Consider the following 12,525-nt stretch of genomic DNA (forward strand, 5'->3'; position numbering starts at 1 on the left):
GCAGGCGCGGCGCACGATGTCCAGCTCGCGCGGCAGGCCGCCGGGACGGCAACGCTTGCATTCGCGGTAGCCGGCGGCGCGCGCGGCGTCCGCATCGACGAAAAATTCGACGTTCTCGCGGCGCGGCAGCCGCGACGCGCAGGATGGACGGCAGAACACGCCGGTCGTGCGTACGGCGTAGAAGAACTGGCCGTCGGCGCTTGCGTCGCGTGCTTCGACGGCGGCCCAGCGTCCGGCGTCGGCGTTCGGAATGGCGTTCATGTCAGGACTCCCGCAGGGTGCTTGTGCTTGACTCGATGGCCCCACTGTAAAGGCCGCGCCCCGGTACGGCGTGCCGGATCTTGCGCTGTCGTTCGCGCGCAGGGACTCGCGCGAAACGACGGCTTTGCGTGACCTTTGCGCTGTCGTTCGCGAGCACCATTCACGCGCGTCGGTGCCCTGTCAACGTGCGACTGCGACAAAATGGCACCATTGCGGGTTTTCCCTTAAAAACTTGTTGCGTCGCGTCAGACCGCTGTGTATAGTGGTTCCTGTCTCCTCCATGTCTCCTCCTGATATGGATTAAGCCCGCTCACAGCAGCGGGCTTTTTTTCGTCCAGCGCTTTTGAGGCGCATTTTCTGCGTCCCGGCCGCACGCTTTGCGAGATGACAAGACGTCATTCTCCGCCCAACTTCCCTCCTACACTGCAATGACTTTGTTCGCACACGCCAATCGGCGGGGACCGTCATGCAGATCCAGATTCGCGAAATCGATCACGTCGTCATTCGCGCCGCCGATCCGGCTGCGATGACGCGCTTTTACTGCGACGTGCTCGGCTGCCGCGTCGAACGCGAAGAAACGAAACTTGGACTCGTGCAGCTGCGCGCGGGCCGTTCGCTGATCGATCTGGTGTCGATGGGCGGTCCGCTCGATCGCGAGAAACCGGGCAACGGTGGCGCGACGCCGACGGGCGCGGGCCGCAACATGGATCATCTGTGTCTGCGCGTGGAGCCGTTCGACGGCGCGGCGCTCAAGGCGCATCTCGCCGCGCTGGGCGCGCGGCCCGGCGACGTAGTCGAGCGCTACGGCGCGGAAGGCTTCGGGCCGTCTCTGTATCTGTTCGATCCCGAGGGCAACATGGTGGAACTGAAAGGGCCGCCGAACGGCTAGCCCCGGGCACGTTCAGAAAGTGCCGAACCGGCGCTCAGACGTTCTCGGGCGCCTTGAGCACGGTCCATTCGACCGCGACCGGTTCGCTCGTCGTGCTCCCGATCCACGCCGCGCCGTCCTGCACCGTGCATTGCAGGCGCATCGTCCGTTCGGCCAGCTTGCCGAGCGCCGCAGCCACGTCTTCGCCGAGCGACCAGACGGTGACGTTGCGCAGCCGTTCGACCTTGCCGCGCACGCCTTGCCACCAGATATCCGAGGTGCGGCCGCCGTAAGCGATCACGATCACCTCGTCCGCGCGCCCCGCCGCCTTGGCGATGCGGCGCTCGTCTGGCTGGCCGACTTCGATCCAAGTCTGGATCGCGCCCGTGTAGTCCTTGCTCCACAGATCGGGCTCGTCGATGTCCGAGAGGCCCTTGCAGAACTCGAGACGCTCGCCCGCGAACAGCGCGAACGCGGCGATGCGCACCATCATCCGCTCATTGGTTTCCGACGGATGGCAGGCGATCGTCAGCGCATGGTCGGCGTAATAGTGCCGGTCCATGTCCGCGATCTGCAGCTCTGCCTTGAAGATGGTCGATTTAAGTGCCATGCCGATTTCCGCCCCTCGATACCCGCCGCTGTCAGTCGTGCTGCCAGTCGTGCAACTTGCTGCGTCGCGGCGTAAAAGCCGCACATGATAGCGAGTTTCGAGCACGGGCTGTGCCGGTTTCATCAGACGGCGGCGTAAGGCGTCCGCCGGTCATGTCGATGATCGGAAGCGAAAATGACGCGGCGATGAAGGGGGCAAAACAGGAAAGCGGTTGCGACGGTCGTGACGCGCGCAGACACCGCGTGCCGGCGGTGAGCGCGCGTCTTGCGGCTGGGCTTATTGCTTGATGGAGCGGTCGCTGGTCCAGAGGCCCTGGTCGTCGCCGTTCGCGGCGTTCACGAACTCGACGTCGTGGCCCACCACGCGCACCACGCGGTACGACTGGTTCTCGGGCGTGGAGAGACAGCGGAAATCCGCGAAATATTCCTGCATCTGCTGATGCTCGCCCGCCTGCTCGTGCTGGGAGACGGCATCGAGCTTGTCCTTGGAAAGGCAGCCGTACGAGCCAGGTTTCAGTTGCACGGTCTGCTGCGGCTTGACCGTGACCTCCTGCGCCTCTTGCGCCGACGCCACACCAACGAGACTCGCCGAGCAGACGGCAAGAACGGCCACGGCGGTTGCGGATAGCCTTTTCATCGTCCTGCCTCCTCGGCGGGTGGGTTGTCTTCGGTTAGCTATGTATTTAACGGCCACGATCGACCCGCATTTTTCACTGTAGAAGAGCGCGAATGGAGTGCAAGAACAACTTGTGTGCGGGCGCAACAGGCGGATTCATCGGCGTGGGCGCACGGTGATTGCGCAAGCCCCGATGCGCTACGCGAAAGCCATGCCGCGCCGCACATAAAGACGCGCCGCGCCATCTTCAGCGAGCGCCCGATAATTCGCAGGTCGCAGAATAAAAAACGATGCCAGGCATGCCCTCGCCGCCGTTTCCAGATCGCATCGAACCGACTTGCGCACCCGCAATCTTCGTGGATAAATCGGGCATCCCCTTTGGAGAATTCCATGACTCTCGCTCACTGGCTGCCGTTCGCGATCGCCTCGGCCATCCTCGTCGCCATTCCCGGGCCGACCGTGCTGCTCGTCGTTTCCTACGCGCTCGGTCACGGCCGCCGCTATGCGCTGGCCACCACCGCGGGCGTCGCGCTCGGCGACTTCACGGCGATGACGGCGTCCATGCTAGGCCTCGGCGTGATTCTGGCCGCCTCCGCCACGCTGTTTTCGGCGCTCAAGTGGGTCGGCGCCGCGTATCTGATCTATCTGGGCATCAAGCTGTGGCGCGCGCCCATCGCGAACCCCGAAGCGCCCGACACCAGCGAAACCCGCACCGGCCGCATCTTCGCGCACGCGTTCGCCGTCACCGCGCTGAACCCCAAGAGCATCATTTTCTTCGTCGCGTTCGTGCCGCAGTTCATCGATCCGCATATGCGCGCGCTGCCGCAGATCGTCGTTTTCGAGGCGACGTTCCTCGTGCTCGCCACGCTCAATGCCTTCGGCTACGCGCTGCTGGCCGCTGCGGCGCGCAAGGCCGTGCGCAGCCCGCGCGTGCAGCGGGCGGTCAATCGCACGGGCGGTTCGCTGCTGATCGGCGCGGGCCTGTTCGCCGCCGTGTGGAAGAAGTCGGCGGCTTGATTAACGGCTGAATCGGCGCATGCGCCGTGGATTTCGCTCGGTGTTTTCCCGGCTTGCGAGGGCGGGCACGCGCGCTGCTCAAGCGATTGCGTACGGCGGATCACGTTCGTTTCTGAATAAGTAGTCGTCCGGCGTGCAAACTGTAGCGTTCCAGCTACAATGCAATTGCAACCGCTTGACAGCCAGGAGGTAATCGTGATCGAGCACGTAATACTGGGCGCGTTTCTGGTCATCCCCCTCGTCATTGTCGTTTTCCTTTTCTCGGACGAGATTCTTGAGGAGCACCGGCAGCGAGTCCTCGCCGGAGATCATCACATCGACTGGCGTCATCCGTTACGCAGCATTCTTCATCATTGACGAAGCACGCTGCTGTCCAGCCCGGGCCAACGGTCCGGGCGGCGCGCATCCGCCTGCTGGCGGGCGCACCGTCTCGTAGTTAGCGCGAGCTTCATCGCGTTAATTCATCATCCGCGTAATTAGTCGTTACCCTTTGCAGCACCTGTATCCGCGTATCAGGGCCACAATCGCTCGCATGTTTTCATACAGTTCTCGAGGAGAACGACATGCGTAAGATTGCTGCTGTACTGGTGCTGGCGGGTTGCGTGGTGGCGGCAGGTCCGGCCAGCGCGCACGATGGGGGTGGCGACGTGGTAGGCGCGCTCGTAGGCGGCGCGCTGATCGGCGCCGTGGTGGGTGCGGCTGTCAGCGGTCCGGCCGTCTATCAGGCGCCGGTTTATGCCGAGCCGGCCCCGGTGGCGGTCGCGCCCGTGTACGCCGAGCCCGCGCCGGGTGGTTGCTACGACCAGTATTCGGGCCGCTACGTGCCCTGCGGGCCGCCGCAACCGGCGCCGCCCCCGCCGCCGTATGGCGGTTATGTGCAGCAGCCGGGCTGGTAAGCACGGTTTCTGTTGAACGAAACGGCCGCGCTCCGGTTTTCCGGAGGCGGCCGTTAGTCTTTTGGGCGAGCGCTTTCGCGCGCGTCGACCGCTTTCAGGACGTCTGCTCGACGGGCGTGATCTGCAGATTCAACTTTTGCGTCAAACGGATCACCGTGAATTCGACGACGCGATCGATGCGCGAGGCGTCCAGCAGCCGTTGCAGCGCGTCGATGCTGTCCACGGGCAGGCCGTCGATCGCCACGATGGTGTCGTCCGCGCGCAGACCGCCTTGCGCCGCCGGACTGCCCTTCGCGCTCTCCATCACGCGCACGCCGGTCGTCGTCGCCAGTTCGAAATAGCGCTGCACCTTGCGCGCGATCGGCACGTTGGTCCCGGCGATGCCGACGTAGGCGCGGCGCACGCGTCCGTGCATGAACAGCTGCGTGATGACCCACTTCGCCGTATCGATCGCCGTCGAAAAACAGATGGCCTGCGCGCCCGGAATGATCGCCGTATTTACGCCGATCACCTGGCCCGCCGAATTGACGAGCGGCCCGCCCGAGTTGCCCGGATTGAGCGCGGCGTCGGTCTGGATGACGTCGTAGATCATGCGTCCGGAGGCCGAACGCAGCGAACGCCCGAGCGCCGACACCACGCCCGTCGTGACCGTCTGCGCGAGTCCGAGCGGACTGCCGACGGCAATCGCGATCTGTCCGACGCGCAGTTTCGCCGATTCGCCGAGCGTGGCGTGCGGCAAGGCCTCGGACGCGCCGATACGCAGCACGGCGAGGTCGGTGCTCGGATCGTCGCCGATCAGGTCGGCATCGTGCGTCGAGCCGTCGGCGAGCGTGACGCGCAGCGCGCTCGCGCCGTGCACGACGTGGCTGTTGGTGAGCAGATAGCCGTCGGGCGTGAACAGAAAGCCCGAGCCGGTGCCGCCGCGCGCGGCAGCCTGGCCGCTCGGGCGGTGCTCGACGGCAATATGGGCGACGGCGTGCTGCACGCGCTCGAGCGCCCCGATGACAGTGTGCGAATAGGCGTCGAGAATCGCGTCGTCGCTGGCGGCGCGCACGTGGGCGCCGTCGGGCGAGAGATCCCGGGCCAGATCGTCGATGAAGGCAGGTCGGCTTCCCACGATCGGTGTTCTCCGATGAAAGTGGGTTCTACATGCAGGGAGGCCGGCGGGATTTCAAGATGGTTTCGTCAGCGAGGAAAGCGCTTGATAAAGGGCCATACCGAAGGGCGGCTGCGCGTAATTGTCGGATGGTCAACGATTGTCAGATCGGCCTCGCAGCCATTGAAGACTCCGGAATCAGCCGTGACAATGGTTCGGCGGCGACGTCCCCTCGGCGCCGTGTTGTCAGTAGTGGCAAGCTCTTCGCCGCGGCCCCTGCCGCGGCTTTTTTTGTCCGCGTGAATGGGCGTGTGAGTTCGCGAGTCGTCGCGCGAGGCATCCGCAGAATGCTGCGGAATCCTTAAAAAGAAAGAAGCCCGCACGAAGGCGGGCTAATCCATGCTCGGGTTACATGGCGAGGTAAATCAAATCGGCGGGTCGTGCCGCTTGTTTAAATGCGGCATCGACCGGGACGACCGGATCGTTCAGGCGGCAGCGTGCGCTTGCAGGCGCTCGAGCTGCGTCATGAGCGAGTCGATCGTACGAAACTGGGCGTGGGAGAGTTGTGCTGTATCGAGCAGATTCGAGAGGCGCTGATGCCAATACTCGAATGAGAGGATGGGAATCGCGCCCTCAGTCAGCAGCGACGGCACCATGACGCGCATGATGTGCGCGATTTCCTGATCGATAAACTTCACGTTTCGGCCCCCCGGATATCGTCGAAATCTCATTAAGTGGATTTCGTGTAACCACTGTAATTCGCCACTAAGAGGTGTATAGCTATCACTTCTGATAGGGCGCCGGGAGGGCGTGGTCTCCCCCGGGTCGAAGCCTTGTCAGCCGGGCTTCTCAGCCATCCTGACGATCGGTTGACAGGCTCGGATCGGGGGATATCCTGGTGTTGTGCGCATGCTGTTCACGCGCATTTCAGGCGTTTTTCACAGGGTTCTACGGGAGTGCTTAATGTCGCCAGCCGCGGCCGTAATAGCCGCCAAAGCCGACTCCGACATCGACCGTAGGCGCCGCGTAATAGCCCGGCGCGTAGCCGTAACCGTAAGCCGGTGCGGGCGCGTAGGCATACGGCGGCGCCACGACACAACCCGTGAGGCTCGCCATACCGGCGGCGAGTGCAATCGCGCAAAAGAATTTGATCGTTTTCATCGTTTTCTCCTGATGCACGTATTGTCGGCGTGCGTCTCGTTTGAAAACGAAACGATGTGTGACGATGGATTACCGCACCGAGGCGGCGCGGCGTCGGCGCGCGGGACGCGTTGCGAATCCTTACGTTTATGCGGAATTCGCAATCATGATCGGGCGGTGAAAGCGCGCAGGCGCGCTATTTCACGCTTTATTTCCCGATACAGAACCGGCTGAAAATCACGCCGAGCAGGTCGTCGGAAGTGAATTCGCCCGTAATTGAATTAAGCGATTCCTGCGCGAGCCGCAGTTCTTCGGCAAACAGATCGAGCGCCTGCGCGTTTTGATCGGCGTGCGCCGCGGCATTCGCGAGTTGCTCGCGCGCCGCACGCAGCGCGATCAGGTGACGCTCGCGCGCCAGATAGACGCTTTGCGCGTCGGCCTGCCAGCCCGCGATACGCAGCAACTCGCCACGCAGCAGCGCCACACCGTCGTTTTGCTTCGCCGAAAGCCGGACTTCGCAGACCTGCGTACCGTTGTTCGCGTCACGCGTGGCGACTTCGGGCGCGACGCCCGTGAGATCCGTCTTGTTGAGCACGCGCACGACCGGCACGCACGCCGGAAAACGCGCCGCGATGATCTCGTCCTCGGGCGTCATGCCCACGCGCGCGTCGAGCAGATGCAGCACCACATCGGCGCGGTCGATCTCGCTCCACGTGCGCTCGATGCCGATCTTCTCGACTTCGTCTTCGGTATCGCGCAGACCCGCCGTGTCGATCACGTGCAGCGGAATGCCTTCGATCTGGATGGTTTGCGAAATCTTGTCGCGCGTGGTGCCCGCCACGGGCGTAACGATCGCGAGCTCCGCGCCCGCGAGCGCATTGAGCAGCGACGACTTGCCGACGTTCGGCTGCCCCGCGAGCACGACCGCGAGACCCTCGCGCAGCAGCGCGCCCTGACGCGCCTCGGCCAGCACATGGTCGAGCTGGGCGCGAATGTGCGTGAGCTTGCCGCGGGCGTCCGCGGCTTCGAGGAAGTCGATTTCCTCTTCGGGGAAGTCGAGCGTGGCTTCCACGAGCATGCGCAGCGTGACGACGTCGTCGACGAGTGCGTGGATGTCGCGCGAAAACGCGCCGTCGAGCGAGCGGCCCGCCGAGCGCACCGCCGCCTCCGTGCTGGCTTCGATCAAGTCGGCGACGGCTTCGGCCTGGGCGAGGTCGAGTTTGTCGTTGAGGAACGCGCGGCGCGTGAACTCGCCCGGCTCGGCGAGTCGCAGACCGAACGCGCGCCCCGCCTCGATGCAGCGCTGCAGGACGAGTTGCAGCACGATCGGGCCGCCGTGTCCCTGCAGCTCGAGCACGTGCTCGCCGGTGTACGAATGCGGCGCCGGGAAATACAGGGCGATGCCGCGGTCGAGCGTGGTGTTCGCGCCGTCGAGAAACGGCACGTAGCTCGCATGACGCGGCGCGAGCGTCTGGCCGGTGAGCGCCTGCATCAGCGCCTCGGCGGCCGGTGCGCCCGCGCGCCCGAACGAGACCCGCACGACGCCGATTCCGCCGCGTCCGGGCGCAGTGGCAATGGCGACGATGGGATCGGAATCGGTGGCGAGCATGGCTGGATGAATCGACGTGGACTAAGCCGCAACGGGCAGGCCGACGCCGCGACGGACGCCGGAAAGAAAGTGCGTGGATTGTAACGCGACGCGCGGGCGCACCTTCGACCTCAGCGTCTTCGAGACTTATCTCAATTTATCTCAAATTAGCTAAGATTGATCCGATGGAAAAGCTGCGGCATTGAGACCATGCGACCGAAAATCCCGGCCAAAATGCCGCACTAACAGGCATCGTTAAATCGCGCCCCAATTTGCAACCGATTTGTTGCGCTATCTGCGGATTCGGGCGAAGTGTAACTCGTGTGAGCTAGATCTAGCTCAACTGGTTGTCAACTTCGACAAAAGCCGATTGCACAATCTGGCCCATGCCAACGCCCGAAGAAAAAGCCGCTTTCGCCGACCGCCTGCAACTGGCGATGCGGCGCTCGCCCGACAAACCGCGCGGCAGCACCGATCTGGCGAACAAGTTCAACCTGCGCCACCACGGCGAGCACCCGGTCTCGCCGCAAACCGCTCACAAATGGTTGAGCGGCCGCACCATTCCCACGCACGACAAACTGCAAACGCTGGCCAACTGGCTCGACGTGGATGTGCACTGGCTGCACTACGGACCCTCACCGCATACGCCGGCGGCGGGCGCCACGCCGAAGCCGCGCAAACCCGACGAGCGCTACCCGCTTTCCGAGGAAACGCTCGAACTGGCTTCGAAGATCGAGTCGCTGAGCCCGCATCATCGGTATTTGCTGGAAGAACTCGTGACGCAGTTCTACGGCGGCCCCGAGAAACGCTGAGCGCCCAGTATCGCCTGAGCGCGCTTTGCGGCTGCAAGCGAAGAACGCTCCAACCTTGGCCACGGACAATAAAAAAGCCGCCCGGTTTGCACCGGGCGGCTTTTTTTCTGGCTAAGGCCTGAGAGATCGGAACCCGCGCTTATGCGGCTTCCTTCTTCTTGCCCTTGCCCATCATGCGCGTGATGTAGTACTGCTGCGCGATCGACAGCACGTTGTTCACGACGTAGTACAGCACGAGACCTGCCGGGAAGAAGAAGAACATGGCCGAGAACGCGAGCGGCATGAACATCATCATCTTGGCCTGGACGGGGTCCGGCGGCGTCGGGTTCAGGCGGGTCTGCACGAACATCGAGACGGCCATCAGCACCGGCAGGATGAAGAACGGGTCTTGCTGCGAGAGGTCGTGAATCCAGAGAATCCACGGCGCGCCGCGCATTTCCACCGACGACAGCAACACCCAGTACAGCGAGATGAACACCGGAATCTGGATCACCACCGGCAGACAGCCGCCGAACGGATTCACCTTCTCGGTCTTGTAGAGCTCCATGAGCGCCGCGTTCATCTTCTGCGGGTCGCTCTTGAAGCGCTCGCGCAGCGCCTGCATGCGCGGCGTGATTTCCTTCATGCGCGCCATCGACTTGTAGCTCGCGGCGGACAGCGGGAAGAACACGGCCTTGATCAGCAGCGTGAGCAGCACGATCGCCCAGCCCCAGTTGCCCACGTAGCCGTGGATCTTCTCGAGCAGCCAGAACAGCGGCTTGGCGATGATCGTCACCCAGCCATAGTCCTTCACGAGCTCCAGACCCGGCGCGACGCCTTCGAGCATGCGCTCTTCTTCCGGACCCGCGAACAGGCGCGCCTGCACGTTGTCGGTCGCGCCCGGCGCGATCGTGCCGAGCGGCTGCTTCACGCCGACGCGGTAGAGGTTGTTGTCGAACTTCTCGACGTAGATGTCACGCTTGACGCCCTGCTGCGGAATCCACGCCGTGGCGAAGTAATGCTGCACCATCGCGACCCAGCCGTTGTCGGCCTGGTTCACGTAGTCCGCCTTGTTCTTGTCGATGTCGCCGAACGTGATCTTCTGGAAGTGATGCTCGTTCGAGTACACCGCCGGGCCGATGAAGGTGTGCGAGAAGCGCGGCGTTTCGACCGGCTGGCTGTCGCGCACGAGCTCCATGTAGAGCGTGGGCGAAACCGGCGTGCTGCCGACGTTCTGCACCTTCGTGTCGACGCCGATCACATAGCTGCCCTTCGTGAACGTGTAGGTCTTGGTGACCTTCACGCCGCCTTTTTCGGGCGACTCGAGCGAGATCTGGAACGACGTGGCGTCGCCGCTCAGGTCGCGCGGACCGTTTGCGACGGTGAAGACGTCGGTGTGATTCGGGAAGTCGCCACCCAGCAGACCCGTACGCGCGAGGTACGTGTGGTCGTTGGTGTGGTCGAACAGCGTGATGAACTGGTCGGGCTGCTTGCCGTCGCCTTCCTTCACGAGCGAGAGCTTCGTGAGCGTGCCGCCGCGCGTGTCGATCACGCCGTCGTAGACATCGGTGCGGAAGTGCACGAGCTGCGCGGCGGCTTCGGCGGGCTGGGCCGTGCCGGTGGGCGCCGTGCCTGCGGCCGTGGCCGGCAGATCGGAGGCGGCATTAGCCGCGCTCGCGGGCGTTGCGCCGCTTGCGGCGTTCTGCTGCGTTTGCGTCGCGCTCGGGAAGAACATCGACTGACGTCCGTGGTCGCGCTGCCAGTTGTCGTACAGCATGACCGCTGACATGAAGAAGATGACCCATAGGACGGTGCGTTTGATATCCATGCGTTGTCTCAGTGTCGATGGAAGGCGCGTCAGCGCTTTTTCGGAGATGCAGGCGGGACCAGGTCGACGCCGCCCGCCGAAAACGGGTGGCAGCGGCAAAGCCGCCGCGCGGCGAGGTAAGTCCCGCGCGCGGCGCCATGATACTGGATTGCCTCGCGCGCGTAATCCGAACAGGAAGGGTAAAAACGGCAGCGGTTGCCGAGCAGGGGACTCACGGCAAGCTTGTAGAAGCGCAGTAAAGCGATCAGTACCGTTTGCATGGCGTGGCGACCGGACAGCGCCGCTAGGAAAGACGAACGTCGTGCCCGGCCAGCGGGCGCGGCCTGCACAGCAATCGCGACGGACCGGCGCGCGGCCCTCACGAGGCAGCGCCGCCCGTCTCGGGCGCGGCGCGCCGCCTGGCGACTTCGCGCGCGGCCTTGTCGAGCAACATCTCGATTTCGGTGCGACAAAGTGTCTTCAGCGGCGGCGACGAAGCGCACGGCATGGCCTTGCGGTCGAATTTCGTGTGCAGGCGCAGCAGCAGGTCGAAGCCTTCGAACTGCGCGCGGCGCACGCGAAACGCCTCGCGGGCGATGCGGCGCACCAGGTTGCGCGTGACCGCGCGCGGCGCGTACTTCTTGCCGATCACGAGCCCGAGCCGCGCCTCGTTGCCGGTGGCGCGGCCGTACACGACGAAGTGCGCGGCGCGGCGCCAGGGGCGCAAACGAAAAACGGATGAGAACTCATCCGTTTTCAGTAGCCTTGCGGCTTTCGGGAAAGCGGCCTGCGTTCGCGACGTGCCGTGAGGCACCTCGTTCGCGTTGTCCGCTTCGTCCGACAGTTTCACGTCTGGCCCGCTATCGTCGATCGTGGTCGATTGTGCTGATAGCGGTGCTATCGACAAAACTGGTAAGCGGCGCGCTTAGATGGCGAGACGCTTGCGACCCTTCGCACGGCGTGCGTTGATCACTTTGCGACCACCGGCGGTCTTCATGCGCACGCGAAAGCCATGGGTACGCTTGCGGCGGGTAACGGAAGGTTGGTAAGTACGTTTCATGTTGCTCTCACTTGTTGAGAAATGACCGCGGCGAGCATCGCGGAAAAAAGCAATGGCCGGTGGTACAAGGGATTGGTTTTCGCGGAACCCGCTATTTAATCCGGTTTTTCGTTGGCCGTCAATAGGTTAGGGCGTCGAAGCGCGAGCAAAGTGTGCTCGGAGGCAGCAAACCGTTCCGTCCCGCATTCGTGGGGAGCCTTGTTGCGCCACGCTCATCCACAGTATGAGAGAAGATACGGCACCTTGATCCGTCCCTGTGGATAACTTCCTGGCCAGGCCTTTTCGGCGTTAGAATCTCGCCTATCCCAAGAATCCTGCTTGCCGCTCCGGCCCGCCTGCTTGCCGCAACTCCTTGCCGCGCGGGCGTCCGGAGCATTTGTTTTCGCCCCGCCAGGGCCTTGTTGCATTTGTGCGACACGCGCGGCGCGAACGCATTTGCACGCAAACAAAACGACCACAGCATCTCGATGAACGAATTCTGGCAACACTGTTCCGCACTACTGGAGCGCGAATTGACGCCCCAGCAGTACGTGACGTGGATTAAACCGTTGGCCCCGGTTGCCTTCGACGCTGCGGCGAACACGCTGCAGATAGCCGCTCCCAACCGCTTCAAGCTCGACTGGGTGAAGAGCCAGTTCTCGGGCCGGATCACCGATCTGGCGCGCGACTTCTGGCAGACGCCCGTCGACGTGCAATTCGTCCTCGACCCGAAGGCGGGCATGCGCGCGCCTGTCGCCGCTCCCGCGCCGCGCGCGCCGCTGGCCGCCGCCGAAGCC

The 12,525-nt window shown here is 63.9% G+C and carries 17 protein-coding genes; 6 read left to right on the forward strand and 11 right to left on the reverse strand.

Annotated features, from left to right (window positions below; translation table 11 throughout):
* Window positions 1–261: Ada metal-binding domain-containing protein (locus G3N97_RS30350; protein ID WP_277397804.1), on the reverse strand; the 261-nt coding region annotated here is incomplete at its 3' end.
* A 466-nt stretch (window positions 262–727) separates the two neighbouring features.
* Here G3N97_RS30350 and G3N97_RS30355 point away from each other — a divergent pair.
* The gene (locus G3N97_RS30355) at window positions 728–1,150 is read left to right on the forward strand and encodes a VOC family protein (protein ID WP_205996627.1); all 423 of its coding nucleotides are present in this window, start codon (window positions 728–730) and stop codon (window positions 1,148–1,150) included.
* A gap of 34 nt (window positions 1,151–1,184) precedes the next feature.
* On the opposite strand, the gene G3N97_RS30360 is transcribed toward G3N97_RS30355, so the two are convergent.
* Window positions 1,185–1,739: a YaeQ family protein gene (locus G3N97_RS30360; RefSeq protein ID WP_205996628.1), complete on the reverse strand. Its 555-nt coding sequence runs from the start codon at window positions 1,737–1,739 to the stop codon at window positions 1,185–1,187.
* A 276-nt stretch (window positions 1,740–2,015) separates the two neighbouring features.
* A complete protein-coding gene (locus G3N97_RS30365; RefSeq protein ID WP_241030923.1) occupies window positions 2,016–2,375 on the reverse strand; it encodes a hypothetical protein in 360 nt (119 codons plus the stop codon).
* Between the two features lie 369 nt (window positions 2,376–2,744).
* Between G3N97_RS30365 and G3N97_RS30370 the strand changes: the two genes are divergently transcribed.
* The 3 genes from G3N97_RS30370 (at window position 2,745) to G3N97_RS30380 (ending at window position 4,267) form a co-directional block, all read left to right on the forward strand.
* On the forward strand, window positions 2,745–3,371 hold the full coding sequence (locus tag G3N97_RS30370) for a LysE family translocator (RefSeq protein ID WP_205996629.1): 627 nt from the start codon (window positions 2,745–2,747) through the stop codon (window positions 3,369–3,371).
* A 195-nt stretch (window positions 3,372–3,566) separates the two neighbouring features.
* On the forward strand, window positions 3,567–3,728 hold the full coding sequence (locus G3N97_RS30375; protein WP_167371405.1) for a hypothetical protein: 162 nt from the start codon (window positions 3,567–3,569) through the stop codon (window positions 3,726–3,728).
* A gap of 206 nt (window positions 3,729–3,934) precedes the next feature.
* Entirely contained in the window at window positions 3,935–4,267 is a 333-nt protein-coding gene (locus G3N97_RS30380; protein WP_205996630.1) for an ecotin precursor, read from the forward strand.
* Window positions 4,268–4,361: 94 nt separating this feature from the next.
* Here the strand turns inward: G3N97_RS30380 and G3N97_RS30385 are convergent, their stop codons facing one another.
* The 4 genes from G3N97_RS30385 to mnmE form a co-directional block, all read right to left on the reverse strand.
* A complete protein-coding gene (locus G3N97_RS30385; protein ID WP_205996631.1) occupies window positions 4,362–5,384 on the reverse strand; it encodes a trypsin-like peptidase domain-containing protein in 1,023 nt (340 codons plus the stop codon).
* A gap of 464 nt (window positions 5,385–5,848) precedes the next feature.
* Entirely contained in the window at window positions 5,849–6,061 is a 213-nt protein-coding gene (locus G3N97_RS30390; protein WP_346778142.1) for a hypothetical protein, read from the reverse strand.
* Window positions 6,062–6,323: 262 nt separating this feature from the next.
* Complete coding sequence (locus G3N97_RS30395) at window positions 6,324–6,524, reverse strand: hypothetical protein (RefSeq protein ID WP_205996633.1); 201 nt, start codon at window positions 6,522–6,524, stop codon at window positions 6,324–6,326.
* 187 nt (window positions 6,525–6,711) lie between these two features.
* Entirely contained in the window at window positions 6,712–8,112 is a 1,401-nt protein-coding gene (gene mnmE, locus G3N97_RS30400; RefSeq protein ID WP_205996634.1) for a tRNA uridine-5-carboxymethylaminomethyl(34) synthesis GTPase MnmE, read from the reverse strand.
* A gap of 365 nt (window positions 8,113–8,477) precedes the next feature.
* Between mnmE and G3N97_RS30405 the strand changes: the two genes are divergently transcribed.
* A complete protein-coding gene (locus G3N97_RS30405) occupies window positions 8,478–8,903 on the forward strand; it encodes a transcriptional regulator (protein WP_205996635.1) in 426 nt (141 codons plus the stop codon).
* A gap of 139 nt (window positions 8,904–9,042) precedes the next feature.
* On the opposite strand, the gene yidC is transcribed toward G3N97_RS30405, so the two are convergent.
* The 4 genes from yidC to rpmH all read right to left on the reverse strand — a co-directional run bounded on the left by yidC (window position 9,043) and on the right by rpmH (window position 11,749).
* Complete coding sequence (gene yidC, locus G3N97_RS30410) at window positions 9,043–10,710, reverse strand: membrane protein insertase YidC (protein WP_205996636.1); 1,668 nt, start codon at window positions 10,708–10,710, stop codon at window positions 9,043–9,045.
* Window positions 10,711–10,739: 29 nt separating this feature from the next.
* A complete protein-coding gene (yidD, locus tag G3N97_RS30415; RefSeq protein ID WP_028211944.1) occupies window positions 10,740–10,970 on the reverse strand; it encodes a membrane protein insertion efficiency factor YidD in 231 nt (76 codons plus the stop codon).
* A 98-nt stretch (window positions 10,971–11,068) separates the two neighbouring features.
* Window positions 11,069–11,533, reverse strand: coding sequence for a ribonuclease P protein component (gene rnpA / locus G3N97_RS30420; protein ID WP_221224246.1), 465 nt, complete (start codon window positions 11,531–11,533; stop codon window positions 11,069–11,071).
* 81 nt (window positions 11,534–11,614) lie between these two features.
* A complete protein-coding gene (gene rpmH, locus G3N97_RS30425; RefSeq protein ID WP_004198824.1) occupies window positions 11,615–11,749 on the reverse strand; it encodes a 50S ribosomal protein L34 in 135 nt (44 codons plus the stop codon).
* Window positions 11,750–12,216: 467 nt separating this feature from the next.
* Between rpmH and G3N97_RS30430 the strand changes: the two genes are divergently transcribed.
* A partial coding sequence (locus G3N97_RS30430; protein WP_277397805.1) for a DnaA N-terminal domain-containing protein occupies window positions 12,217–12,525 on the forward strand: 309 nt, incomplete at its 3' end.

It is taken from the genome of Paraburkholderia sp. Ac-20347, assembly GCF_017104805.1.
GTDB classification, from domain to species: domain Bacteria; phylum Pseudomonadota; class Gammaproteobacteria; order Burkholderiales; family Burkholderiaceae; genus Paraburkholderia; species Paraburkholderia tropica.